This is a genomic window from Hymenobacter sp. BT559, assembly GCF_016427535.1.
GTDB lineage: Bacteria > Bacteroidota > Bacteroidia > Cytophagales > Hymenobacteraceae > Hymenobacter.
Genome location: NZ_JAELXV010000002.1, coordinates 642,152 through 666,027, shown reverse-complemented (window position 1 = coordinate 666,027; position 23,876 = coordinate 642,152). Strand labels below are relative to the sequence as shown.

At 60.3% G+C, this 23,876-nt stretch carries 21 protein-coding genes and 1 pseudogene; 9 read left to right on the top strand and 13 right to left on the bottom strand.

The features are described from left to right. Positions 1–46: 46 nt before the first annotated feature. Positions 47–559: an ATP-dependent zinc protease family protein gene (locus JAO77_RS09365; protein ID WP_198990057.1), complete on the bottom strand. Its 513-nt coding sequence runs from the start codon at positions 557–559 to the stop codon at positions 47–49. 142 nt (positions 560–701) lie between these two features. Beyond that, positions 702–1,013, bottom strand: coding sequence for a 2TM domain-containing protein (locus tag JAO77_RS09360; RefSeq protein WP_198990055.1), 312 nt, complete (start codon positions 1,011–1,013; stop codon positions 702–704). 166 nt (positions 1,014–1,179) lie between these two features. Between JAO77_RS09360 and JAO77_RS09355 the strand changes: the two genes are divergently transcribed. Next, entirely contained in the window at positions 1,180–1,719 is a 540-nt protein-coding gene (locus tag JAO77_RS09355) for an O-acetyl-ADP-ribose deacetylase (protein WP_198990054.1), read from the top strand. A gap of 46 nt (positions 1,720–1,765) precedes the next feature. On the opposite strand, the gene JAO77_RS09350 is transcribed toward JAO77_RS09355, so the two are convergent. Then, positions 1,766–2,650, bottom strand: coding sequence for a 4-hydroxy-3-methylbut-2-enyl diphosphate reductase (locus JAO77_RS09350; protein ID WP_198990053.1), 885 nt, complete (start codon positions 2,648–2,650; stop codon positions 1,766–1,768). A 155-nt stretch (positions 2,651–2,805) separates the two neighbouring features. Between JAO77_RS09350 and JAO77_RS09345 the strand changes: the two genes are divergently transcribed. From JAO77_RS09345 to JAO77_RS09335, 3 genes are read left to right on the top strand one after another with little or no spacing between them, the layout of a single operon-like run. Further along, positions 2,806–4,272 (top strand): MBOAT family O-acyltransferase, encoded by a 1,467-nt coding sequence (locus JAO77_RS09345; RefSeq protein ID WP_198990050.1) that lies wholly within the window; start codon positions 2,806–2,808, stop codon positions 4,270–4,272. Positions 4,273–4,276: 4 nt separating this feature from the next. Then, complete coding sequence (locus JAO77_RS09340; RefSeq protein ID WP_198990049.1) at positions 4,277–5,074, top strand: serine aminopeptidase domain-containing protein; 798 nt, start codon at positions 4,277–4,279, stop codon at positions 5,072–5,074. 4 nt (positions 5,075–5,078) lie between these two features. Next, on the top strand, positions 5,079–6,023 hold the full coding sequence (locus JAO77_RS09335; RefSeq protein WP_198990047.1) for a hypothetical protein: 945 nt from the start codon (positions 5,079–5,081) through the stop codon (positions 6,021–6,023). A 71-nt stretch (positions 6,024–6,094) separates the two neighbouring features. Here the strand turns inward: JAO77_RS09335 and JAO77_RS24530 are convergent, their stop codons facing one another. The 4 genes from JAO77_RS24530 to JAO77_RS24370 all read right to left on the bottom strand — a co-directional run bounded on the left by JAO77_RS24530 (position 6,095) and on the right by JAO77_RS24370 (position 11,141). Next, positions 6,095–9,082, bottom strand: coding sequence for a heparinase II/III domain-containing protein (locus JAO77_RS24530; RefSeq protein ID WP_198990046.1), 2,988 nt, complete (start codon positions 9,080–9,082; stop codon positions 6,095–6,097). A 641-nt stretch (positions 9,083–9,723) separates the two neighbouring features. After that, the gene (gene cmk, locus JAO77_RS09325; RefSeq protein WP_198990045.1) at positions 9,724–10,443 is read right to left on the bottom strand and encodes a (d)CMP kinase; all 720 of its coding nucleotides are present in this window, start codon (positions 10,441–10,443) and stop codon (positions 9,724–9,726) included. A 33-nt stretch (positions 10,444–10,476) separates the two neighbouring features. Beyond that, positions 10,477–10,878: a hypothetical protein gene (locus JAO77_RS09320; protein ID WP_198990044.1), complete on the bottom strand. Its 402-nt coding sequence runs from the start codon at positions 10,876–10,878 to the stop codon at positions 10,477–10,479. Positions 10,879–11,006: 128 nt separating this feature from the next. Further along, the gene (locus JAO77_RS24370; RefSeq protein ID WP_286192450.1) at positions 11,007–11,141 is read right to left on the bottom strand and encodes a hypothetical protein; all 135 of its coding nucleotides are present in this window, start codon (positions 11,139–11,141) and stop codon (positions 11,007–11,009) included. 108 nt (positions 11,142–11,249) lie between these two features. On the opposite strand from JAO77_RS24370, the gene ade reads away from it, so the two are divergent. Next, positions 11,250–12,902 carry an adenine deaminase gene (ade, locus tag JAO77_RS09315; protein WP_198990043.1) on the top strand — a complete coding sequence of 551 codons (1,653 nt, stop codon included), beginning with the start codon at positions 11,250–11,252 and terminating at the stop codon, positions 12,900–12,902. Positions 12,903–12,979: 77 nt separating this feature from the next. Here the strand turns inward: ade and JAO77_RS09310 are convergent, their stop codons facing one another. Further along, the gene (locus JAO77_RS09310) at positions 12,980–13,408 is read right to left on the bottom strand and encodes a response regulator (RefSeq protein ID WP_198990042.1); all 429 of its coding nucleotides are present in this window, start codon (positions 13,406–13,408) and stop codon (positions 12,980–12,982) included. A gap of 116 nt (positions 13,409–13,524) precedes the next feature. Then, positions 13,525–14,499: pseudogene (locus tag JAO77_RS09305) on the bottom strand (PLP-dependent cysteine synthase family protein); the annotation flags it as partial. A 152-nt stretch (positions 14,500–14,651) separates the two neighbouring features. On the opposite strand from JAO77_RS09305, the gene sucD reads away from it, so the two are divergent. Both sucD and JAO77_RS09295 read left to right on the top strand, forming a co-directional pair. Then, positions 14,652–15,533 (top strand): succinate--CoA ligase subunit alpha, encoded by an 882-nt coding sequence (gene sucD / locus JAO77_RS09300; RefSeq protein WP_198990040.1) that lies wholly within the window; start codon positions 14,652–14,654, stop codon positions 15,531–15,533. A gap of 94 nt (positions 15,534–15,627) precedes the next feature. Then, complete coding sequence (locus tag JAO77_RS09295; protein ID WP_213019358.1) at positions 15,628–16,743, top strand: beta propeller repeat protein; 1,116 nt, start codon at positions 15,628–15,630, stop codon at positions 16,741–16,743. A 17-nt stretch (positions 16,744–16,760) separates the two neighbouring features. On the opposite strand, the gene JAO77_RS09290 is transcribed toward JAO77_RS09295, so the two are convergent. Beyond that, a complete protein-coding gene (locus JAO77_RS09290) occupies positions 16,761–17,537 on the bottom strand; it encodes a hypothetical protein (RefSeq protein ID WP_198990038.1) in 777 nt (258 codons plus the stop codon). 189 nt (positions 17,538–17,726) lie between these two features. Between JAO77_RS09290 and JAO77_RS09285 the strand changes: the two genes are divergently transcribed. Further along, complete coding sequence (locus JAO77_RS09285) at positions 17,727–19,121, top strand: mercuric reductase (RefSeq protein ID WP_198990037.1); 1,395 nt, start codon at positions 17,727–17,729, stop codon at positions 19,119–19,121. A gap of 79 nt (positions 19,122–19,200) precedes the next feature. On the opposite strand, the gene JAO77_RS09280 is transcribed toward JAO77_RS09285, so the two are convergent. Both JAO77_RS09280 and ricT read right to left on the bottom strand, forming a co-directional pair. Next, positions 19,201–19,731 (bottom strand): gliding motility lipoprotein GldH, encoded by a 531-nt coding sequence (locus JAO77_RS09280; protein ID WP_198990036.1) that lies wholly within the window; start codon positions 19,729–19,731, stop codon positions 19,201–19,203. A 40-nt stretch (positions 19,732–19,771) separates the two neighbouring features. After that, positions 19,772–21,451, bottom strand: a complete 1,680-nt coding sequence (gene ricT, locus JAO77_RS09275) for a regulatory iron-sulfur-containing complex subunit RicT (protein ID WP_198990035.1) — start codon at positions 21,449–21,451, stop codon at positions 19,772–19,774. Positions 21,452–21,768: 317 nt separating this feature from the next. On the opposite strand from ricT, the gene JAO77_RS09270 reads away from it, so the two are divergent. Beyond that, positions 21,769–22,512, top strand: coding sequence for a hypothetical protein (locus tag JAO77_RS09270; RefSeq protein ID WP_198990034.1), 744 nt, complete (start codon positions 21,769–21,771; stop codon positions 22,510–22,512). Between the two features lie 83 nt (positions 22,513–22,595). Here the strand turns inward: JAO77_RS09270 and JAO77_RS09265 are convergent, their stop codons facing one another. Further along, entirely contained in the window at positions 22,596–23,759 is a 1,164-nt protein-coding gene (locus tag JAO77_RS09265; protein WP_198990033.1) for a zinc-dependent alcohol dehydrogenase, read from the bottom strand. Positions 23,760–23,876: the final 117 nt, after the last annotated feature.

The following is a 23,876-nucleotide window of genomic DNA, read 5'->3' as shown; positions in this document are numbered from 1 at the left end:
CGCGGCCGGGGCTGAGAAAATGGCTTTTGCTGGCGCCAAACTACGGCTAATCCTCCTTTCCGTTGCTAGGCGGCGCGGCCCCTAGGTGGGCAGCAGCCCGGCGCTCAGCTTTATACGACAAATCGCGCCGCGCCACATCGACCACAAAGTGGCCTTGGCGCAACAGTGCCCGGCCCAGCAGCACAGGGTGGCGCAGGTCGGCGCGGTTGGCCAATGAAAACTCAGTCGTGAAGTTTTGGCCGTAGAGGCGCACCACTGTCTTGATGATGTAGCGGGCCTGCACCTCGCCGTTGGAGGAGCGGATGAGGCGCTGGTCGAACTCGTGAAAGGCCAGCGGGCGGCCGTTGGTGGCGGGGTGCTTGGGGTCGAGCAGGCGCACGTGCAGCACGGGCTGGCCGGTGGTGGCGTCGGGTATCAGGCGCACCTCATCGCAGTGAATGGCGCTGGTGTACGCCCCGGTATCAACCTTGGCTTCTACCCCGCACACAGCCAGCGTGGGCAGGTCAATGAGCTCGCGGCGGCCCAGCTGGCGCTTTTTCTTAGGCTTCGGCTTTAGCATGCGCTCGTACTTAAAAGGGTCTGGTCGCGAAAAAACGCCGCCGCCCCTTCTTTGCACGGCCCGCACTCGCGGACGTAAAGGAAAGGGGGCGGCAGCGTTTTACCGCACCATTAGCGCGGTGGGGCGTCGTGTTATCTTAAATTTAATATTGCTGCTGGTTCAGTAGGCGCTCGTATTCGCGCTGGGTGCGCTCGCCGCGGTTGTAATTGCCGTAGGCAGCCAGGCCCTGGGCCACTACTGCCGCGCCCCAGAATATGGTAGACCAAATGGGCCAGGGCAAGAAGAAGCGATGATGCTCCTCCAGGGGCCAGGTCGTGACGGCCCACAGCAGCCACAGCCCAGCATTTACCAGCAAGTAAGTAACCAAGTGGCTCTGAAACTTAGTGCGGGCCTTGGCAATCTGCCACAGGCGTTGGTCGCGGGCGGTATCTGTGGTAGGGCGAAGGGGCTGCATGGCGTGTGGGGGTTAGCGGTGGTTGGGAGTGATGGTCAAATGTAGATTTTTGCCCTACCCCTCCGCAATTTGCCCTTGCCGAAGCAGCATCTTCGGCTGCCGAAACCGCCCAAACGCCCACCGAAGCGACGCGTACAGCTGACTAGGTCCTCAGTATTTCCTTTTTATGTCTGCCTCCCCTACCGCTCGCCTGCGCATTGTGCAGGGCGATATTACCAAGCTCGCCACTACGGCCATCGTCAATGCTGCTAATACTTCGCTGCTCGGCGGCGGGGGTGTAGATGGGGCAATACACCGCGCGGGCGGCCCACAGATTTTGGAAGAGTGCCGCCAGATTCGGGCACGGCAGGGTGGCTGCAAGGTGGGTGAGGCTGTCATCACGAGCGGCGGGCGGCTGCCCGCCAGCTACGTCATCCACACCGTAGGCCCGCGCTGGAACGGCGGGCACAAAGGCGAGCCCAACCTACTGGCCAATTGCTACCGCAACAGCCTAGCCATCGCGCTAGAGCGCCAGCTTGAGTCGGTGGCCTTTCCCGGCATCAGCACCGGCATCTATCACTACCCTAAGCAAGAAGCGGCGGCCCTAGCCGTGCGCGAGGTGCAGCAGTGGCTAGCGGCCCACGAGTGGCCTAGGGAAGTAGTGTTGGTGGCTTTCGATGCCGAAACCAAGCAGCTATATGAGCAAGAGCTTGCGCAGGCTTTATAGCCAGCAGCTAACCCGTTGCGTGCGGATTACAAAATCCGCGCGACAACTACACCGCCACGCTCAGACCCTCTACGCGCTCTGCCACCTGACGCATGAGCCACAGCGGCGTGCTGGTAGCGCCGCAAATACCTACTGAGGTAGCGCCATTTAGCCATTCATCTTGCAGCTCGTTTTCATTCTCGATGAAGTAGCTGCGCGGGTTCACTGCATTTACTACCGTGAACAGCGCCTTGCCGTTGGAGCTTTTGCGGCCGCTCACGAACAGAATAACGTCGTGCTCCTGCGCAAAGCGGGCGAGTTGCGGCTCGCGGTTGCTTACCTGCCGGCAAATGCTGTCGTTAGCATCGAAGCTTTGGAGGGCGCCGCCGGCCGCCGCGATGCGGGCCTCGATGAGCGCCTTCATTTTGTAAAAGCCCGCCGTGCTCTTGGTCGTTTGGCTAAAGAGCGTTACGGGGCGCGTGAAATCAATCTGGTCGAGGTCGTCCTCGTGCATCACGATGAGCGCCTGGTTGCGCGTTTGGCCGGCGAGGCCCACTACCTCGGCGTGGCCAGGCTGGCCGTAAATTACAATCTGGCCGTTGTGGCGGGTGCTGGCGTCGAAGGCATGCTTCACGCGGTTTTGCAGCTTGAGCACTACTGGGCAGCTGGCGTCAATGAGCTCCAGGTTGTTTTGCAGGGCTAGCTGGTAGGTTTCGGGCGGCTCGCCGTGCGCTCGGATAAGCACCTTGCAATCGTGCAGCGTACCGAGCTGCTCGCGGTCTATCACGCGCAGGCCCTGCTTGTTGAGGCGCTCCACTTCCATGCGGTTGTGCACAATATCGCCGAGGCAGTAAAGCGTTTCGGCTCCGCTGTTTAGCTCATCTTCTGCCATTTGAATAGCAAACTCGACGCCGAAGCAATAGCCGGAATTTTTATCGATAGTAACCTGCATGGTAGCGACATAACAGCCCAGCGCATGGCCGGGTTCGAAAAGACAAAGTTACGCAGCCTAGGGCGGGCAACTACCCCCTTGGCGCGCGGCCTCCTTCCAAAGCTTGTGCCACACTTGCCGCCGCCGGCCCGACCTTTGCCGGCCCGCGCCCGGCTATGCTGTTCAATTCGCTTCACTTTCTCGTCTTTTTTCCGCTCGTTGTTGGGCTTTACTACGCCCTGCCAGCGCGCTGGCGGGCGCCGCTGGTTTTACTGGCCAGCTACTATTTCTACTTCAGCTGGCGGCCTGAGTACACACTGCTGCTGGCGGCCACCACGCTGCTCGACTACTACAGCGGCCTGCGCATGAGCCGGCTGCGCACCCCCGCCCAGCGCCGGCCTTGGCTCTACCTGAGCCTGGCAAGCAACCTAGGCACGCTGTTTATTTTTAAGTATTTCAACTTCTTTCGCGATACAGCTAATGGCCTAGCCGAGGCGCTACACCTGCCCGTGGCCGCGCCCGCGCTGGCGCTGGTGCTGCCAGTGGGCGTGTCGTTCTACACGTTTCAGTCGGTGGCCTACATCGTGGATGTGTATAAGGGCAAGCTGGAGGCCGAGCGCAACCTAGGGCGGTTTGCAGTGTTCGTGGCCTTCTTTCCACAGTTGGTGGCCGGGCCCATCGAGCGCGGCAGCCAGATGCTGCCGCAACTGCGCCAAGCGCACGAGTTCGACTACGGCGGCGTGGCCAGCGGGCTGCGGCTCATGGCCTGGGGCATGTTTAAGAAAGTGGTCATTGCCGACCGGCTGGCTTTGCTCGCCAACCCAGTTTTCGACCACCCTAGGCGGTTCGACAGCCTGGCGCTGGTGCTGGCGGTGGCTGCCTTCACGGGGCAGATTTACGCCGATTTTTCGGGCTATACCGACCTGGCGCGGGGCTCGGCGCGGGTGCTAGGGTACCAATTGGTGCTCAATTTTCGGCAGCCTTACCTGGCTACTTCGGTGGGCGATTTTTGGCGACGCTGGCACCTGTCGCTTTCCAATTGGTTTCGCGACTACGTGTACATCCCGCTGGGCGGCAGCCGCCGCAGCCCCGCTCGCAACTACCTCAACATCTTGATTGTATTCTTACTAAGCGGCCTTTGGCACGGCGCTAGTTGGACGTTTGTAGTCTGGGGTGCGCTGCACGGCCTCTACCTAGTGGCCGAAAACTGGACTGCCCCGGCCCGCACGGCCCTAGCCCAGTTCGCGGGCCTAGCCGCCCGGCCGCGCTTGCACCGGGCGCTGGCCACGGCTGCCACAGTGGGGCTAGTCGCTTACGCTTGGATATTCTTCCGGGCCAACTCACTGCCCGATGCTTTTTACATCAGCACGCACCTGTTTCGGGGCTGGGGCAAGCTGCACCCCGCGCAGCTTCAAGGGCTGCTGGCGGGCCTAGGTCGGCATTTTGTAGCCGAGCTGCTGGTGGCGGCCGGAGCAGTGGCATTGCTAGCTGTGGCCGACTACCGCGCCGAGCGGAGCTCGGTAGCGGCCTGGCTGGCCCGCTGGCCCGCGCCCCTGCGCTGGGCCGGCTACCTAGGGCTGCTGCTGGCCACGCTGTACGGCGGGGTGTTTGGCAGCAATCAATTTATTTATTTTCAATTTTAAGCCGATGGTAACGGCACCTCTATTCCTACGCTCGGCAGGCTGGATTACTGCCCTAGGGCTGCTGGCTAGCGGCTGCGGGGGCCGGCCCGTGCCACAGTCACCCGCCAGCTCGTTGCCCGATTGGACTACCGTAGCGCTACGCACCGATACGCTACGCGTAGTCGATACTATTCGCCACCGGCCAATTCCGCTGGTTACGTATGCTCCGGTAGGCTCAGCATCCACTACCAAGCTTAAACTGGCGTTACTCAACCACGGCTACGGCGGCACTAATGCTGATTACTCGTTCGTGGCTAAAAACTTGGTGGCCCACGGCTACTATGTAGTCAGCTTGCAGCAAGACCTGCCTACCGATGCACCTATGCCTACTACGGGCACTCCGGCCGTGGTGCGGCGCCCCTACTGGGAGCGGGGCGTGCAAAATATGCTCTGTGTAATACAGGAGCTAAAGCGCACGCAGCCCGCACTTGACTATCGCCGGCTATTACTCATGGGCCACTCCAACGGCGGCGACATGGTGATGCTATTTGCGCAGCAGCACCCTAGGCTGGTCGAGCGCGTGATAACGCTGGACAACCGCCGGATGCCGCTGCCACGCGCCCGCCGTCCGCGCGTACTATCGCTGCGCTCCAGCGACCAGCCTGCCGATGCGGACGTGCTACCCACCCCCGCCGAACAAGCGCAGTTTGGGATGACTATCGTACCGCTGCCCGCTACGCTACACAATGATATGTGGGACGGCGCTACCGCCGCGCAGCAGCAAGAAATGAATGCGTTGATTTCAAGATTTTTAGCCAACTAAGCCCATGACTAAGCTCTTGCTACGCGTAGTACTCTTGCTAGGGACTGTGGGGCTACTGGGCGGCCTAGGTATCTGGCTGGGCCTACGCCACGGCTATGTCGATGCGTTTTATGCGCGCTTCGCGGCGCCACCGGCGGGCTCGCTGGTACTAGGCACCTCGCGGGCGGCCCAGGGCATCAAGCCCAGCACGCTGGCTGCGCAGCTAGGCGGGCGCTACCAAGGGCCGTGGCTCAACTATGCCTTCACGCTGGCCGAGTCGCCCTATGGGCCGGGCTACCTAGGCAGCATTCAGCGCAAGCTGGCGCCGGGCACGCGCCACGGCTTGTTTGTGCTGGCCGTAGACCCGTGGTCGCTGTCGATGCCCGCGGCCGTGCTGGACAAGCGGCCACTGGTGTTCCCGGAGGCGAAGTCGATGGTCAGCCAGCTGCGTAGCGTTAGCCAAAGCCCTAACCTTGACTACCTGGCGCACTACCTGCACAAGCCGTTTTACCAGCTACTGCTCGATACTGACCCGCGGCACGTAATCGAGCGCCTGCACCCTGATGGCTGGCTCGAAATAGCCCTGCCCCCGCCCACCGCCGCCACCGCGCTGCTGCGCCGCCGCACCGCCGAAAAGCTGGCCACTTACCGGCCTATTGCCGCTAGCAGCCGCCTGGCGGCGGCCCGCTTGCTTAGCCTGTGGCAAACCATTACGCTGCTCAAGCAGCACGGCCAGGTAGTGCTCGTGCGCCTGCCTACCGGCCCGGCTATGGCCGCGCTCGAAGACGACTACCAGCCGGGCTTTGACCAGTTGATGGGCCAGGCGGCGACCGAGCAGCACATCACGTACCGCTCTTACCTCCACGAGCCTTATGCCACCAACGATGGTAACCACCTCACGCGCGACGCGGCCGAGCAGTTTAGCCAGCGCTTGGCCGCCGATATTGCAAAGCTGTCAGTAGCTCAGTAGCGCGAACTCTCAGTCCGCAGTGGCGCTGCCAAAGTTTGGCTTATCAATATTTCTGCAAAAATACCCTATGGCTACTGGCGCGCTATCAGAACTTTGCGCCGGCCAGCCAATGGCTGCCCCGCTGCATCGTACGCCACCAAGTAGTACAGGCCGGGCGAAAAACTACCCACCGCAAGCCGGGCCTGCTGGCGCGCGCGCTGCTGGTGCACGGTGCGCCCTAGGTTATCGAGCAGGCGCAGGGTTACTTCTTCGTCGGTGCCGGCGAGCTGCACTTGCAGCCAGTCGGTGGCGGGCTGGGGCACGGGGGCCAGCAGTGTCGGCACCAGCGCCGGTTGTCCCGCCACGGCCCCGATGGCCACTACGGGCGAGTAGGTAGCCGTGCCGTCGCGGTCGAGCTGGCGCAGTCGGTAGTACGCCCCGGCCGCGGGTGCGCCGGCGTCGCGGAAGGTGTAGCCGGTGGCCTGCGCATGGTCGCCAGCACTGGCCACGAAGCCGATAGTTTCGAATGCGGCCTCGGGCGCCTGAGTCGTTTGGCGCTGCACCTCAAAGCCTAGGCTGCGCTGCTCCGAGGCCGTGTGCCACGTTAGCAGCACCGCGCTAGCCTGCCGCTGCCCCGCAAAATCGGTTAGCTGCACGGGCAGGGGCTGGGCGGTGCGGGCCGGCAGCCCCACCTCAAAGTTGGTAGCGGCGCGCAGCACCACCTGCAATTGCTGCAGGCTGGCATCGTAGGTATAGCTAATTACGGCCGGACCCGTTACCGAAATGGGTCCCTGCGGTAGGCTGATGGTGAGCGTAGTAGCCCGGCTGGCGTAGCCGCCAAAACTGGTAGCGCTGGTGCGCTGCCAGCTCAGGTCGGCCCGCCGCGTCGAGCTCAATACCGCATTCGCCCCAACCTGCAGCCGCGTGCCCGCCTGCATAAATAGCTGAGCAAAATTGCCGCTCGCCTCCGTCGAATAGAAGTTGAGTAGGCCATCGGCCTGCACCGCCTGCGTCAGGTGGTCGCTGGTGCCAGCCACCAGTACTGTATCGGCCTGGGCAAACGCTACATCAAGGTACCCATCGCTGGTGGCGGCCAGTGATGCCGTGGTGGGCTGGCTGGTAGTGACCACTTGCGGGGCCTGGGTAGTATAGGGGTAGAGCGCCGCCAAAAACTGTGTTTGCGTGGCGCTGGCCTGCTTTACTAGCAGCGTTGTATGGTTTTCGGCGGTATTATAAGTGGTTTCGTGCACATTGGTGGCCGTGGTGTAGGTGGGCGTGGCGCCCGTAGCCGTGACGTGGGCCAGCAGGCGCACGCCGTTTTTTTGCCACGTGCCTTCCTGGCTTCCTAGGTTGCCGTCGAAGGTACCCGTGGCAGCCGTGCCGCCCTCGAGGCCGTAGCCATGCAATTGCCAGGTGTAGGCGTGCGCAGCCGAAGCGCTCACTGCGTCGGCCAGCAAAAAGTAAGAGTTGCGCACAAACAGCGTCTTACGCACGATGCGGGTGCCCTGGTAGGCCGTGGCCACTTCGCCGTAGCTCAGCTGCGGCGTCCGAAACGCCCCCCCGATGGTCGATTGCGTCGAGCTGCCCGCCCCGGCTGCGCCGATGTCAGGCCCGGCGCCATCCACCAGCACTAGGTTGTGGTGAGTGGCCTGGCCCACTTCGGCGCGGCGGCCGTAGCTGAGGTAGCCGGGGTCTAGGGCCAGCAACTGCCCCTGGGCGTGCAGAATAAAGCTGCTGGCGTCGCCCTGGCTGTGGCCGCCCGCATTGGCCTGGGCCAGCCCGCCCCGGCCGTAGACGTGCAGGTAGGTAGAGGTCGAATCGCTGCCCGACCTAAAAATGAGGTTGCCGCTGCCGGGCAGCACCGTCAGGGCCGGCCGCGGCGGAGGCGTGGGCAGCACGGCAGCCGCCAGCCAGGCCGCCCGCATGTCCACGGTAGCGTCGCGCAACTGCGCCAGGGCCGATGCCATGTTGGTGCCCGAGAGCTTGCTGAAATACATGGACCTGACGTAGTTGGCCCGGCCCGTCAGGGCCAGCTCGGGCATACCCATGTCCACGTAAGAGTCTTCTAGGGCGGGCAGCCGCCCGTCGGGCAGCATAATGGCCGTTAACCAGTCGTAGAGCCGGGTGTACTTGGGGTCAAAGTAGGGGTTGCGGATGCGCCGCGTGCTGCTCCCGAAGGTGTAGGCCTGGCTGCCATCGGGCAGAAAATTACCTAGGGCCCGAAAAAACGGTAAGCAGTTGAGCAGCGCATATTTGGCGTAGTAGGGCCCCTCGGCATAGCCCGCCACCTGGGTCGAGTCGGACTGCCGCTGGGCATCGCGCCACAGTACGTTATCGATATGATATAGCCCCGCCCCCGCCCAGCTGGTGGGCTGCTGGTTGGCATCGGTGCTGGTGGCCTCGCTGAGCACCACGGCTGCCATGCCCAGCGCGGCCGACGTCATCAGGGTGTGGTTGTTCTTGATGGTCCCGAAGAAGGTGAACCATCCCATTGGCGTGGTCGATTGCCGGTAGAGGTTGCCCGCAAAGGCTTGCAGTTTGAGCTGGCTTGCTTGCAGCGAAGCCGCCGATTCGCCGGCCCCGCGCAGCAGGTCGTAGGCTATCAGGTAGTCAATCAGTTCTTTCGAGCGCCACTGCCATTCGGTATAGGGTGTGCTGCCGGTCCAGGTGGCGAAGGCTTCTACCGCGGGGTTTAGGTTTTCGAGCAGGCTGCGGGTAGTGCCCACTAGCGTAGCGCGCTGGTCGTCGGAGAGCGCTACTAGGTCATTCTCGGCCGTAGGCTGTTGGCTTAGCAGCACTACAAAGGCTGCGTTCTTGGCCCACGTGGCGCGGGCCCGCCGGCCGGCCGAGGCGGTATTATCGGCAGCGGGGGCGCCTTGTACATCGGCCCACAGGCTGCGGTAGATAGCCAGCCGGTCGGGGGCGGCCAGCGTGGCCTGCACGCTAGCTAGCGCTTCGGCCTTTAGCAGCGTGCGTGGGTACCCTAGGTCGGCTTCTGCCGGCTGCCAGCTACCTCCCGCTGCCGCGGTCTGCGCCCATCCTTGGCTTAGGCTGCCGAGCAGCACTACAACTACTAGCACCAACAGTCTCGGTAAACTAATCTCTTTTCCTTGCTGCTTAGGCCAGTAGCAGCCTAGTTCAATCACAGGAATGGACACGCCTCTTTTTTTATAATTCACTCTCATAAAAAATTTATCCGCTTCCTCCAGCCTTCTTTCAACCCCTAGCAACTAAAAGGTACCCACCTTTATAATTGCACTAAATCAATATTATAAATCAACTAAACAATCAACAGTATTCTATCCTTTAATTGTACTCCTAATATACTATACAATGCCAAAACTTGCTAATTATACTAAAATAGCACTACTTACCGTCAGTAGATTTATAATTTTATTATAATATAAATTATGAAAACGCAGTTATATTACTACAATCTCAACAGTAAATTTTTTATTATACTAACATATAATAGTTAGGCCATCCTCTTATTAGTTATGGCTCGCCAAACCGAAGGCCCTAGGTAACGGCAAAGGCCCCCAAGCGGCACATAGTGCTACTTGGGGGCCTTTGCCGTTACCGGTTTAGTTGTTGTCGTGCTAGGTTGTGCCGCCAACGACAGGCCTAGCTTTATAGGCGGCTTGCGTCGCCTAGAGGATAGCTACAGGGAATTGCTTGGCTGGGCAGTGCCTGCTTGCGCCACTTCGCAACGACTTAAGGGCTACTCGCTTAGCTGCTCGTTTATTTTATGAGCGTAAGCAGCAAACAGCGCCGACGACACTTTATCGAGCACAAAGTCTACTTGCTCGGTGATGGTGATGTGCGTCGTGTCGAGCAGCACGGCATCGGCGGCGCGGCGCAGGGGGCTTTCGGCGCGCGTCGAGTCGATGTGGTCGCGCTTGCGCAGGTTTTCAATGATGTCTTCGAGGGACACGTGCTCACCTTTGGCGGCCAGTTCTTCCTGGCGGCGGCGGGCGCGTACTTCCACGTCGGCGGTCATAAAAATCTTGACCTCGGCATCGGGGAATACCGTGGTGCCAATGTCGCGGCCGTCCATTACCACGCCGCGCTTGCGGCCCATGCGCTGCTGCTGGGCTACCATCGCGTGGCGCACATCTACTATCACCGACACTTCGCTCACAGCGTTGGAGATACGCATTTGGCGAATGTCGTCTTCCCGAATTTTATCGTTCAGACAAAGTTCGTTGCGCCCCGTGCGGCGGTTACGCTTGAAGCTGATGTGGATATCTTGGTCCAACGCCTGGCGCACCCGCTCTAGGTCGTCAAATGGAATATCGTTTTCGAGCAGGTACAGGGTTACGCCCCGGTACATGGCTCCGGTATCGAGGTAGGCGTAGTGCAGGGCGGCGGCAACGGCCTTAGCCGTAGTGCTTTTGCCACACGAGGAGTAGCCGTCAATGGCAATGACGAGGTTTTTCATAAACGCGCGGGAGTGGCCATTGGCCCCGCAAGATTACGAAATGTTGTCCTTATGAGCGGCCTGCCGGTCGGCGAGCCGCCACGGCACCGACGCAAAAAAGCTTGCTACCGAAGCCGTAGTGCCCTTATCCAGTTGTTCTTTCACCAGAAAAAAAGGGTTAAAAAAAAGCTGACCGGCAATGCCGACCCCCGTGGTACCATCGGGCCCGGCAGCCCACTCGCCCTGGTAGGTGCGCACCAGGCACTCGCCTAGGTAGCAACCTACCGCCGTTATAAAATCGACGCGCTCGGCGAGTGCCAGGCCCGTGCGCTGCGCATCGATGGTGTGGCTGAGGTGCGCGATGGCCTCGCCGCCATAACCTGGCAGCCGCAGTTGCTGGCGCACCTGCTCGGCGGCGGTAGTGAGGGCAAGGGCTTCGGCAGATTGGTCGGACATAGAAGAATGAGAAAGCAGAAAATACGGCCACGCCGCACGCAAGGCCGCATCTGGCGCGGTGCAGCAGACCTAGGACATTGGGTTTACCACGGAGGTGCTGCGTGCGGCTGGCCTACCAAACGCATGGCTTAATGGCCGCAGGGGCAGGGCGTGGTTTTGCCGGCGTGGCTTTTATACCAGCGCGTTTTCTTTTGCAGCGAGCCGTGGCGAGCGCAGCCGCTGGCGGTGCTAAGCAAGGCGGCGAGCAGCAACCAAGCGGGCAAACGGGAGTTACTAAATAGCTTCACGGCAAATAGTTTTTATCAAAAGTACTTTACTTCAGCTAGGTTGCCCAACGTGCAGCGGGGGGCAACTAGTTTATTCTACGGCTTATGGCTTCTGAATTTTCGCTTTCCGTTAACCTGGTCGATATCCCGGCGCGCATCATTTACCCCGCTACGCTGCGCGTGGCCGAGGGCCGCATTGCTGCTATCGACGCCCTACCCGATGCCTCCGGCCCCGACCCTGCCCTCCCCTACGCCCTACCGGGCTTTGTGGATGCGCACGTGCACGTCGAAAGCTCTTTGCTGGTGCCTAGCGAATTTGCGCGCCTAGCCTTGCCGCACGGCACGGTAGCCACCGTGAGCGACCCCCACGAAATCGGCAATGTGCTGGGGGTGGCCGGCGTGCAGTATATGCTCGACAATGCGACCCAGGTGCCGTTTAAGTTTTGCTTTGGGGCGCCGAGCTGCGTGCCGGCCACGCCTTTCGAAACGGCTGGGGCCGAGATTACGGCCGCCGATATCGAGGCGCTGTTTCAGAATCCCAAAATTGGCTACCTGGCCGAGATGATGAATTGGCCCGGCGTGCTGAACCGCGACCCCGTGGTGATGGAAAAAATAGACCTAGCCCTGCGCTACGGCCGCCCCGTAGACGGCCACGCGCCCGGCCTGCGCGGGGCCGATGCCGAGCGCTACGCCAGCGCCGGCATCAGCACCGACCACGAGTGCTTCACGGCCGAGGAAGCGCGCGATAAGCTGGCCGCCGACATGAAAGTGCTTATCCGGGAAGGCTCGGCGGCGCGCAACTTCGACGCGCTCATTGAGTTGCTGCCGCGCTACTACGACTGCCTCATGTTTTGCTCGGACGACAAGCACCCCGATACGCTGCTGCTGGGCCACATCAACCAGCTGGTGCAGCGAGCGGTGGCCCTCGGGTACAGCGTATTTGAGGTTTTGCAAATAGCCTGCCTCAACCCGGTGGCGCACTACCACCTGCCAGTGGGCCAGCTGCGCCTAGGTGACCCCGCCGATTTTATTGTGGTAGGTGACCTCACGGAGTTTGCAGTGCAGCAAACCTACCTCGATGGGGTGCTGGTGGCCGAAAACGGGCAGTGCCTACTGCCTGCCGCGCCAGTAGAGGTGCTTAATAACTTCCATGCCCAGCCGGTGCAGGCCGCCGACCTAGCTGTGGCTGTGGCGGGAGGCCACCTGCTCACGCCGGTTATCGAGTGTTTTGATGGTCAGCTCATCACGGCTCGGCGCGACCTAGGGCTTCCCGCAGCGGGCGGCTATATCCAGCCCGACCAAGAGCAGGATGTGCTCAAGCTAGTAGTGCTGAACCGCTACGCACCGGGGGCCACGCCGGCCGTGGCCTTCATCAAGGGCTTTGGGCTGCAAGCGGGGGCGCTGGCCAGCAGCGTGGGTCACGACTCGCACAACATCACGGCCGTGGGCGTTGACGATGAGAACATAGCCCGCGCCATCAACCTAGTAGTGGCGGCGCAGGGCGGCCTGGCCGCCGTGGGCCCCGCGGGCGCCGAGCACGTGCTGCCCCTGCCGGTGGCAGGCCTCATGTCAGACCAGCCCGGCCCTGAGGTGGCCGCGGCGTATTCGAGGCTCGATGACTTTGCTAAAATCGAGCTACGCTCGGGGCTGCAGGCCCCATTCATGACGTTGTCCTTTATGGCACTGCTCGTGATACCTAGCCTCAAGCTCAGCGACAAAGGCTTGTTCGACGGAGACAAATTTGAGTTTGTGCGCTAGCCGCGCCCTAGGTACTAAAAAGCGGGGCCCACGCAACACTAGTGTTGCGTGGGCCCCGCTTTTTAGTACCTAGGGCGCTACTTGGCGGATACGGCCAAGTTGATATCGAAGCGCTTGGCGAGCAGGCGCTGCAGCTTTTCTTCGGTAAGCGGCTTGGTGAGGTACTCCACGTTGGGGTACTGCGCCACGCGGGCCGTGTCGGCGGCGTGCATCGAGGTCGTGAGCACGGCCACCACGGTGCGCTCTTGCACGGCGGCAGGCAGCTTGTTGTACTGCTCCAGGAAGTCGAAGCCACTCATGCCGGGCATTTTCAAATCGACAAACACGAGGTCGGCGGCCGCCTCAGACGTGGCTTGGGCGTCTTCCCACAAGATGCGGCTGGCTTCCTCGGCCCGCGTGAAGGTGCTAACCTTCTTCGCCAGCGCCAGGCGGCTCAGCAACCGATTATTGAGGAAGCTGGTCGTCTCGTTGTCATCCACCAGCACAATATGGTTGAGCACTTCCATAGGTAGTTTATTAGACTCTTAGATTGTTTGCTTATTGTTATACTCCTACGAAGTTACCACGCTCGGCTTACTCCTTCCTACCGTTGTGGCTATTTTATTCAGCTACTGCCGAGCTAAATCCAGCCCTGGGCGCGCATCCAGTCGTCGTTGTAAATTTTGCCTAAGTAGCGCGTGCCGTGGTCGGGCAGTACAATTACCATGGTGTCGTCTTCCTTGAGGTGCTCGCGGGCGTATTCGAGCGCGCCGTGCGTGGCCGAGCCGCAGCTCCAGCCCACAAACAGGCCTTCTTCTTTGGCCAGGCGGCGGGTCATGAGAGCGCCATCCTGGTCAGTCACTTTGATAAATTGGTCGATGACGTCGAAGTCCACGTTCTTGGGCAGAATGTCTTCGCCAATACCCTCGGTTTTGTAAGGATAAATTTCGTTTTCGTCAAAAATCCCGGTCTCCTTATACTTCTTAAACACCGAGCCGTAGGTGTCGATACCTAGGGTAAAGAGCGCAGGATTTTGCTCCTTCAGGTACTTGCTGGTGCCGCAGATGGTACCGCCCGTGCCTACCCCCGCCGCGAAGTGCGTGATTTTGCCCTCAGTACCGGTCCAGATTTCAGGGCCAGTAGCCTCGTAGTGCGCCGCCGTGTTCGACATGTTGTCGTACTGGTTGGGATAGAACGAGTTGGGCGTTTCGGCATTCAGGCGCTTGGCCACCGAGTAGTAGCTCCTAGGGTCTTCGGGGGCCACATCGACGGGGCAAATGACCACCTCGGCACCCACAGCGCGCAAGATGTCCTGCTTTTCCTTGCTCTGCTTGTCGCTCATCACGAAGATGGTTTTGTAGCCTTTCGCAATGGCTGTGAGGGCTAGGCCCATGCCCGTGTTGCCGCTAGTGCCTTCGATAATAGTGCCGCCGGGCTTGAGAATACCGGCCGCCTCGGCGTCTTCTATCATGCGCAGGGCCATACGGTCCTTCACCGAGTTTCCGGGGTTAAAATACTCTACCTTAGCGAGTACAGTGCCTTTGATACCTTCGGTCACTTTGTTGAGTCGCACGAGGGGCGTGTTGCCGAGGGTCTCTATGATATGATTAAAATACATGGTGAGTAGGTGGGAGGGGAAGTGAAGCAGTTACGAAGCCACAAAGGTAGGCAGGGGCCCTAGGTGCGGGCGGCGGCGAGCTAGGCGGTGCAGAATGCCCGGCCCGGCCCTACTTTTGCCCCAATTCATTCCTCCCAACAAGTCAGCCGCCCATGAGCGTTCTCGTCAATAAAGATTCCAAGGTCATCGTGCAGGGCTTCACCGGCTCCGAAGGCTCGTTCCACGCGCAGCAAATGATGGATTATGGCACCCAAGTAGTGGGTGGCGTAACGCCCGGCAAGGGCGGCACCGAGCACCTAGGTCGCCCCGTGTTCAACACCGTGGCCGACGCCGTAGCTGCTACCCAAGCCGATACCAGCATCATCTTCGTGCCCCCGGCATTTGCCGCCGACGCAATTTTGGAAGCTGCCCAAGCTGGCATCAAGGTTATTGTAACCATCACGGAAGGCATCCCGACCAAGGACATGATTGCCGTGAAGCACTACCTCAAGGACCGCCCCGGCATCACGATGGTAGGCCCGAACTGCCCCGGCGTTATCACCGCTGGCGAGTGCAAAGTGGGCATCATGCCCGGCTTCATCTTCCAGAAAGGCCGTGTAGGCATCGTGTCGAAGTCGGGTACTCTGACTTACGAAGCCGTCGACCAGCTCACCAAAGCCGGCCTGGGCCAGACCACGGCCATCGGCATCGGTGGCGACCCCATCATCGGCACCACCACCAAGCAGGCGGTAGAGCTGCTGATGAACGACCCCGAAACCGAAGGCATCGTGATGATTGGCGAAATCGGCGGCGGCATGGAAGCCGAAGCCGCTCGCTGGATTAAGGAAAATGGTAACAAGAAGCCCGTGGTAGGCTTCATCGCTGGCCAGACGGCACCTCCCGGCCGCCGCATGGGCCACGCTGGTGCCATCGTAGGTGGCGCCGACGACACGGCCGCTGCTAAGATGGCCATCATGCGCGAGTGCGGCATCCACGTAGTGGATTCGCCCGCCGAGATTGGCGAAACTATGCTCCGCGTACTAGGGAGCAAGTAAGCTGCTGTTATCCTTTTGCTTATAAGCCCTTTAATAGCTCCGGCCAACGCTGGGGCTATTATTTTGCCCTTTCTATTTCCTTATCCTATTGTATATGCGCTGTATTATACACGTTGCCTTAGGTTGCCTCGTCTTGCTGCTTGGAGCTTGTAAGAAGGAAGTTGAAAAGATTGTCATTCAAGATAAAGTGTACAGTTGGGCCCCATCGGGTGGGTTATATGGCAATCAGCAGATTATTCTGAACATGACCAAGGATGCCAACTCCTTGTACTTGCAACATCCTAATCTGATGACTACGGTGTCTCCTACCCCTGCCTTGACCTCGGCGAGCGGCGGAAGGTATGTGTATGGAGCCTCCACAGGTTTTTCGAGCGATGTGAACCTGCGCCTGCCCATGAGCGCCGCTTTTATCGCCACGCCTTCGCTGGATACTCTAGTGTATTTAATCAGGCCCCGCGAGCCGTTGTCTTCCCTTTCCGCCACTCGCATCCGGCTGCGGCAGCTCGACCCACTGGCGCTGGGTATCGTTCCCAATTCGGTTATAAACCAGGAGGCCTTCGGAGCCATCGACCGCCATAACTACCTCCTATTTAGTTATTACTCCAGCAATCGCAGCTCCCTGCGGTTTGTGTTGAGCCAAGTCGAGCTTCAGCCGTTTGGCACTGGCGCCGTGCTGCAAGCTAAATCGCGGACAGTATCTATTCCCCGAACTATTTTATCAACTAATTCGACGGTACGTTGGATAATCGCCGTGGATGATTATTTCCTAGTTAATTGCGAGGACGAAGGATTATTTAAGGTACGCGAAGACGGCTCGTTCAAGCGCGTTTTCGGCCCCAACTATACCGATACCTGCTACAAGTGGCAGGGCACGGTATACCTGGTAGAATCTTCTAGCTCTATCCTAAAATCGACGGACGATGGCGAAACATGGCAGCGCTATACCAATACACCCGACGCCTTCAACGCCAGCACTTACCACGTGGTAAGCGACAGCTTGGTCGGGGTAAAACACGGGTTAGTTAACCTCCTTTACACGCTACGCTGGAATGGCACCAGCTACCGCTTGCGCGAGCTAAAAAGCGATGGCCTGGGCCAGGGACGCCTTACGGGCCTGGAGCAGCTGGGCGACACGGTATATATTGGCACTACTGGCGGGCTCTACAAGCGCCCGCTCAGCCAGTTTTTTGAGTCGCGGCCCAAGCTCTAGGCAGGTTGCACTTTCCCTTACTTTTTGCTCCACAGCAAGTGCGGGTAGAACGCCACGCCCACCGACGTGTAGCTGCGCCCCAGCTTGAACTGCCGAACCGGGTCGGCCTTATCGTTGGCGGTGCGTGCGTTGTAGCCGAAGGTGCTGGAGGCACCTAGGGCAAACTGAAACTGCAAGCTGCGCTGGGCAAAGTCGGGCCGCAGGCGAAAATAAAGCATAGGCTCCTGGCGCAGAATGGGCGCCGCAGTCACCGGCACACCTAGGTCGGTAACGTTGGTGAGGCGTAGCTGCACCACCCGGTATGCCAGCCCCAAGCTGACCAGTGGGCTGGGTTGAAAGGTGGCATACGCCTCGCCCGAATACTTGCTGTACGCGCCATCGAGCTGGTGCTGGATGGGCTCGCGAAACGTGAGGAGGGTTGCCCCGTCGTCGATGTAGCGCGCTTGGGCTTGCGCCCGCCCAAAGCCGGCCAGCCCGCCCACCAGCCAGTGCTGGCCTAGGGGCCAGTAGGTGCCCACGGCTAGCTCGTACTGGTTGTTTCGGGCGTAGCTGGCACTGTCTTGGCCCGGGCGGCTGCCTTTGAAACTGACGGCAGCGCGCACCAACACGTGCGACACGGGCGAATAAGTTGCCCCAAAATCAACACGGTCGCTGAGGGCCCAGCTACCAGTTATTTCCGCCTCGCCCTTGGCTCGGATTTCAGGGGCGGCGCCCTGCATGGGCACGTACACCGAGCAGCCGCTTATACCTAGCAGCAAGGCACTTACTCCTGTTTTTATGTAGCGATGAACCATAGGTGTAGCGGAAGTAGAATAAGTGGTGCAAAGAAAGTCGCAGCAGCGCTAGTACCCTAGCTTTCCTGCTGAGAGCCAAGCCCCAGGCCAAACGTTGCACGAGCATAATTTACAAATTAGCCCGGTCGTGGGTCGGTAATTCGCGTATAGCAAGGCGCCGCCTGTCCAGTGGCCTCAGTTTGTCTTTTTATGTCTGATTATTCTTGCGATGCCCTCATCATCGGCTCCGGCCAAGCTGGTAACCCCCTAGCGAAAGCACTGGCCGAAGCTGGCCAAAAAGTTATTCTGGTAGAAGCCGCGCAGATGGGCGGCTCGTGCCTCAACTACGGCTGCGTACCCACCAAAACCTTACTGGCCTCGGCCACCCGCGCCCACCAGGTGCACACCGCCGCCAACCTAGGGGTGTACGTGCGGGGCGAAGTCGAGATAGACATGCCAGCCGTGGTGGCGCGCAAAGAAAAGCTACTCGCTAAATCGCGCCGCAGCCTTACCGAATCGTTGGCGCCCGAGCACGAAAATATTACGGTAGTGCGCGGCCAAGCGGCCTTCACCGGCCCGCACCAAGTGCGCGTGCAGGAAACCAAGGAGCGTAGCAGCGAGATTACCGCCAAGCAAATTTTTGTGAACACGGGCACACACGCGGCTGTGCCACCAGTGCCTGGCCTGGCCGACACTAAATTCTTGACCACTACCGAGCTGCTTAGCCTAGAAGAAGTGCCCGAGCACTTGCTCATTCTGGGAGGCGGCTATATCGGACTGGAGTTTGGCCAGATGTTTCTGCGCTTTGGCAGCCGCATTACCATTGTGGAGCACAGCGGGCAGGTGCTGGAGCGCGAAGACGACGACGTGTGCCAGGTGCTGCAACAGGCCCTGACGGACGATGGCATCGAGTTTATCATGAACGCCGAGGTGCATCACGTGTCACAAAACGCCGAAGGTCAGTTTACTCTTGCCACTAGCACCCGCCAGGGCGAGCGTCGCCTGCATGGCACCCACCTGCTGGTGGCTACCGGCCGCAAGCCCAATACCGAGAACCTAGGGCTGGAGCTAGCCGGCGTTAAGACCGACGAGCAGGGCTATATTGAAGTGAATACCCGTTTGCAATCCAACGTAGACCACATTTACGCCCTAGGCGATGTGCACGGCGGGCCGCAGTTTACGCACCTCAGCTACGACGACTACCGCGTGGTGCGCAACAACTTGCTGCACGAAGGCCCGCGCCGCTCGGCCAAGCAGCGTCCTCTCCCCTACTGTGTCTTCACCGACCCTGCCCTCGGCCGCATCGGCCTGAGCGAAACGCAGGCGAAAGACCAGGGCATTGACTACCGCGTGAGCGTGACGCCGGTGAAGAAAATCAGCCGCGCCCAGCAGACCGGCGATGACGTAGGCTTCTGGAAAATGCTGGTGGGGCCCGATGACCGCATCATTGGCGCGGCCATCCTAGGTCCCGAAGCTGGCGAGATTATGACTATTGTGCAAGTGGCCATGGCCGGTGGCTTAGTCTATCAAGAGCTCGCCGAAATGGTAATAGCCCACCCCGTTTGGGCCGAAGGCTTGAACGTGGCCTTCAAAGACATAAAGTAATCCCTAGGTCTACTAAAAAAGCGGGCGCAACGTCATACCGACGTTGCGCCCGCTTTTTTAGTAGACCTAGGAGCTATACTTACTTTTTCCCAGCGTCAGCCTTTACCACGCGTACACCCACCGACATAATGCCAGGCAGCTGATTTTGGCGCATGTACTGCTCTAGGGTCACTTTGTAGTTGCCGGGGCGAGCAAAGTGCACATCTCGTAGGGCCAGGAACTGGTGGTCGAAAATGTCGCCCGCGCCTGAGCCCAGTGGCTCGCCGGTTTTGGGGTCGAAGAGCGGCATGTAGTGCAGCAGCGGCTGGCCCACCACGCGGCCATCGGGGCCAGTGAGCGTGTGCTTCAGGTACAGGTTATAAAACCTGTAGGCCGAGGCATTGCGCACGTTAAAGTACACTTCGTAGCGACCAGTAGTATCCGCAATCGGAAACGTAAAGCTCGGGCGCTGCTGCACATCCCACACGTAGGGGTCGCCGGTGGGCGACTTGAGGTCGGTGTTTTCCTCGTACACCCGGTTGGGGTCGCAGGCGCTGAGAGTAGTGAGGGCGGCTAGCGCCAGCAGCGCCGGCCAGGGCCGGGCCACCAGCCGAGAAAGCAGCTTGGGCATAAGGAGGAAAGAAGCTTGTCGATTCACAAAAGCCAGGTGCTTAGTTGCTACCAGCTGGCGGACCAGCGGGGTTTTGACCGCCGCCGTGGCGGCCGCTACCGCCGCGGCGCCCCCGGCCGCGGTTACCATTGCGCCCATTGTCGCCGCCCTCGCGGGGTGGGCGGGGTTGCTGGGGGGCGCCGCTGCCTTCGGCAGGTGCCGAGCCTTTGGGCGGGCGGTTGGTTTGCTCGGGGCGACGCGGGCGGTCTTGCTCGGGCCGGGTGGCATCGGGCGTAGTGGCGCCACTATCGCTAGAGTTGCCGCCGCGGTTGCGGCCGCCACGCCGGTTGAGGGGGCGGGCGGCGGCACCACGCCGGCCGCGCTGCTCGCCGGCTTCGTCGGAGGGCGGGCCCGAGGGGGTGGCCGGTACTATTTCGGCCCGCGGGGCAGCACTAGGCTGGCCTTCGGGGCGGGGCGGGCGGGCGCCTTCGGGGCGGTCGGGCCGCTCGCGGCGCCGGGGCTCGCGTGCTTCACGCGGCTCACGGGCTTCGGGCGCGGCCGGAGTTGCGCTGGTCTCGCGGGCCTCGGGGCGGTCGCTGCGGTCTTTGTCTTTGCGCTTGCGCTTGCCGCGCTTGCTGCCACCTTTTATTTGGTCGTCGAGGCGGTCTAGGTCGCCTTCCATGAGCGTAGAAACGGCAGGCGCTACTTCTTCCTGCACGCGGGGGGCGGCCAGAGTTTCGGGGCGTTCGCCTTTTTTATTAAGCTCCAGCACTTCGCGCACGCGCTCTGTGGAGAGCATTACCCAGTTGTTGTCGCCTTTAAAGGCAAACCACATGCGCTTGCGGAAAATGTCAGTCTTCTGCAAAAATGCCTCGCCGTTAGCCACTTGCAGTGGGCGCTGCACCTGCGGAATGTCTTTGAGGGCGTCGAGGTAGGCGTCGAGCTCATAGTTGAGGCAGCACTTGAGGCGGCCGCACTGGCCAGCCAGCTTCTGAGGGTTGAGGCTCAGGTTTTGGTAGCGGGCGGCAGTGGTGCTCACGGCCTTGAAGTCGGTAAGCCAGGTAGAGCAGCACAGCTCGCGCCCGCACACTCCGATGCCACCGATGCGGCCCGCCTCCTGGCGCAGCGATATTTGGCGCATCTCTACGCGCACCCGAAACTCATCGGCTAGCCGCCGAATGAGCTCCCGAAAATCGACGCGGTCCTCGGCCGAGTAGTAGAACAGCGCCCGCGTGCGGTCGGCCTGGTACTCGACATCGGAAAGCTTCATTTTGAGGCGCAGTTCATCGACCACGGCGCGGGCCCGGAACATGGTACCGTTTTCGAGGTCGCGCACGGCCTGCCAGCGCTCCTCATCGTCGGGGGTGGCCACGCGCAAGATGGCCTTGATGTCGCGCGAGTCGGTGGGCACCTTCTTTTTGCGCATTTGCAGGCGCACAAGTTCGCCCTTGAGCGACACGTGCCCTAGGTGCCAGCCCGAGCCAGTAGCCTCTACTACTACGGCATCGCCGGTCACGAGCGGCAGGTTTTTATCGTTGCGGAAAAACTCTTTCCGGCCGCCCTTAAAGCGGATTTCTACGCAATCAAAGCCCCGGAAATCGGAGGGCATATCGACATCGGCAAGCCAGTCGAAAACATTAAGCCGGGTGCAGCCGCCCGAGGAGCAGCCACCCTTGGAGCCGCAACCGCCTACCTTGCTGGTAGAGCAGCCGCCGCCGGATGAACAAGAAGCACAAGCCATAATCTATATAAAAGCAGCCGCCAATAGGGGCCGCACGAAAGTGGGAACCTAGCAAATATAACCGTTTGGCCAAGCGGAAAGGTTTGCCCCGGCTTGGCGCGGGATTTCTGCACTGTGCTAAGCCAGCGTAGGAGGTTAAATAAAAGTAGCGGAAGTACGATAATGCGCCCGCTAAGCTGACCGGGGTGCATTGCAGAAAGGCTAGCCATACGGCTAGGACCTACTGCAGCATATTTTCGTTCTACAGCTGTAGTGCCTTGCAACTAAATGCCTTCGCTTTAGCTCAATGAGTATGCAACCTACCCATCCTTTTCCCTATGAAAAAATACGTTTACCTATTGCCGCTTTTAGCATTGGCGCGCCCGGCCTACGCGCAGCACTTTGAGTTTGTGGAGCGGGCAGCGCCCAACTTGTCTTGGTACAGCGGGACCGACGCCAGTGGCACCTCCTTCATCAACCGAAGCTCGGATGATGGTGTGTATAAGGGCGGGGCATACACCAACAGTCCTTATGGCAGGCACGCCGGACTAGGCCTAGGGCTAGGCCTGCGGGCACTATACGTAGGGAAGCGGGCCGGATTGCTGGTGGTGGACCTAGGCTATGACTGGCAGCGCACACGTACCGATATCGTGGCGGTCAGTAACGTAGATTGGTCGCGGCAGACGCAAACCGGCACTCAGACGCAGTACGCGGCCGATGGCGAAACCTTCCTGCATTCGCAGAACATCAGCATGTTTGCCGGGTATGGCCACCGCTTTGGGGAGGGAGTCTGGCACTTCGATGTACTGGCTGGTCCCGAACTCACGGCTATATTCGGGGGGCGTGAAAGCGGCGAAGGCACCTTCAATAACGGGCGCGTCTGGCTTACCGATGCCCGGCGCTCATCCTTTGGGCTCGATGGTCGCTTGCGGGGTGACCTTACTGCTTGGCACGGCCGAGCGGGCCTTAATGCCAGCTATTCAATTGGGCTCATTAGCGCGCAAAGCGGGCTAGTAGGTGGTCCAGCCCGACAGTCTTTTGGGCAGGTGCTGCGTTTCGGCATCGCCTACCAGCTTAACTAGGCTTGACTATTTTTTTGAATTCAAGCAAAAAGGCCAGTCTGCAAAGGAGCAGACTGGCCTTTTCACAGTAATGGAGCGTGCGCTTATTCGCCGGGCTTCAGCACCACCTTCAAACAGTTATCCTTTTTGTGGCGGAAAATGTCGTAGCCATGTGCGGCCTGCGAGAGCGGCAGGCGGTGCGAAATGATGTCGTCGAGCACTACTTCGCCCTTGATAATATGCTGCAACAGCTTGTCGATGTGCTTGTGAGCTGGGGCTTGTCCGCCCACTAGCTTAATGCCTTTGTCGAAGAACTGGCCAACCGGGAAGTTGTCGTTAGTGGTGGCGTACACACCGAGCACTGATACTACGCCGCCCCGGCGTACCGCGCTCATGCAGGCTTCAATGATTTTAGGCGAGCCTTTTTCGAGGTTGATAACAGCCTTAGCGCGGTCAAGCAAATTGCGGTCGGGCTCGAAGCCTACGCAATCGACGCACACGTCGGCCCCGCGGCCTTGGCTCATGTCGCGGATTATTTGCACTACCTGGTCGTGGCTTTCCCAAAGAATGGTTTCGCAGCGAGTCGTCTCCTTGGCTTTGTCAAGGCGATACTGCTGAGTATCTACGATAACTACACGGGCCGCGCCGCGCAGCCAGGCGCTCTTGGCGGCCATAATGCCCACCGGGCCAGCACCAAAAATGGCGATGAATTCGCCGCCTTTCACCTCGGCCCAATCGATGCCCGAGTAGCCAGTCGGGAAGATGTCGGTGAGGAACAGTACCTGCTCATCGGTGAGGAAGTCTGGCACTTTGCGTGGGCCAAAATCGGCGTAGGGCACGCGCACGTACTCGGCTTGGCCGCCGTCATAGCCACCGTAGAGGTCGGTGTAGCCGAAAAGTGCGCCGCCCTTTTGGGTCAGCAGGCCACCCTCGGGGCCATAGTGGTCGGGATTCGAGTTTTCGCAGTGGCCGGGCAGCGAGTGGTTGCAGAAAAAGCAGGTGCCGCACGCCACCGGAAAGGGCACCACCACGCGGTCGCCGCGCTTGAGGTTGCCCACGCCCTTGCCTACCTCCTCCACAATGCCCATAAACTCGTGACCCAGCACCATGGGCGATGTGGGCAGCGAGCCGTTGTAGATGTGCAAGTCGGAACCGCAAATAGCGGTGCTGGTAACGCGAATGATGGCGTCGCGCGAGTCTTTCAGCGTGGGGTCGTCGACAGTGTCAACGCTAACATTGCGGGGACCGTGAAACACTAATGCTTTCATGGGGAGCGGGCTAAGTTGGGAAGGAGAAAAGTACCCCAACTAACGGCCCGGTTAGTAGCTGGTTGCGCCAGCCACTATCTTTCCAATGAGCTGCAACCAAGTTACATACTTACCAAT

What these genes read in the sequence shown, in the direction of transcription:
- JAO77_RS09355 (WP_198990054.1), top strand. Translation starts at nt 1,180, where the DNA reads ATGTCTGCCTCCCCTACCGCTCGCCTGCGCATTGTGCAGGGCGATATT.
- JAO77_RS09340 (WP_198990049.1), top strand. Translation starts at nt 4,277, where the DNA reads ATGGTAACGGCACCTCTATTCCTACGCTCGGCAGGCTGGATTACTGCC.
- JAO77_RS09335 (WP_198990047.1), top strand. Translation starts at nt 5,079, where the DNA reads ATGACTAAGCTCTTGCTACGCGTAGTACTCTTGCTAGGGACTGTGGGG.
- JAO77_RS09310 (WP_198990042.1), bottom strand. Translation starts at nt 13,408, where the DNA reads ATGGAAGTGCTCAACCATATTGTGCTGGTGGATGACAACGAGACGACC.
- JAO77_RS09280 (WP_198990036.1), bottom strand. Translation starts at nt 19,731, where the DNA reads ATGCCCAAGCTGCTTTCTCGGCTGGTGGCCCGGCCCTGGCCGGCGCTG.
- JAO77_RS09360 (WP_198990055.1), bottom strand. Translation starts at nt 1,013, where the DNA reads ATGCAGCCCCTTCGCCCTACCACAGATACCGCCCGCGACCAACGCCTG.
- JAO77_RS09350 (WP_198990053.1), bottom strand. Translation starts at nt 2,650, where the DNA reads ATGCAGGTTACTATCGATAAAAATTCCGGCTATTGCTTCGGCGTCGAG.
- JAO77_RS09290 (WP_198990038.1), bottom strand. Translation starts at nt 17,537, where the DNA reads ATGGTTCATCGCTACATAAAAACAGGAGTAAGTGCCTTGCTGCTAGGT.
- JAO77_RS09345 (WP_198990050.1), top strand. Translation starts at nt 2,806, where the DNA reads ATGCTGTTCAATTCGCTTCACTTTCTCGTCTTTTTTCCGCTCGTTGTT.
- sucD (WP_198990040.1), top strand. Translation starts at nt 14,652, where the DNA reads ATGAGCGTTCTCGTCAATAAAGATTCCAAGGTCATCGTGCAGGGCTTC.
- ricT (WP_198990035.1), bottom strand. Translation starts at nt 21,451, where the DNA reads ATGGCTTGTGCTTCTTGTTCATCCGGCGGCGGCTGCTCTACCAGCAAG.
- JAO77_RS09270 (WP_198990034.1), top strand. Translation starts at nt 21,769, where the DNA reads ATGAAAAAATACGTTTACCTATTGCCGCTTTTAGCATTGGCGCGCCCG.
- JAO77_RS09295 (WP_213019358.1), top strand. Translation starts at nt 15,628, where the DNA reads ATGCGCTGTATTATACACGTTGCCTTAGGTTGCCTCGTCTTGCTGCTT.
- JAO77_RS09320 (WP_198990044.1), bottom strand. Translation starts at nt 10,878, where the DNA reads ATGTCCGACCAATCTGCCGAAGCCCTTGCCCTCACTACCGCCGCCGAG.
- ade (WP_198990043.1), top strand. Translation starts at nt 11,250, where the DNA reads ATGGCTTCTGAATTTTCGCTTTCCGTTAACCTGGTCGATATCCCGGCG.
- JAO77_RS09265 (WP_198990033.1), bottom strand. Translation starts at nt 23,759, where the DNA reads ATGAAAGCATTAGTGTTTCACGGTCCCCGCAATGTTAGCGTTGACACT.
- cmk (WP_198990045.1), bottom strand. Translation starts at nt 10,443, where the DNA reads ATGAAAAACCTCGTCATTGCCATTGACGGCTACTCCTCGTGTGGCAAA.
- JAO77_RS09365 (WP_198990057.1), bottom strand. Translation starts at nt 559, where the DNA reads ATGCTAAAGCCGAAGCCTAAGAAAAAGCGCCAGCTGGGCCGCCGCGAG.
- JAO77_RS09285 (WP_198990037.1), top strand. Translation starts at nt 17,727, where the DNA reads ATGTCTGATTATTCTTGCGATGCCCTCATCATCGGCTCCGGCCAAGCT.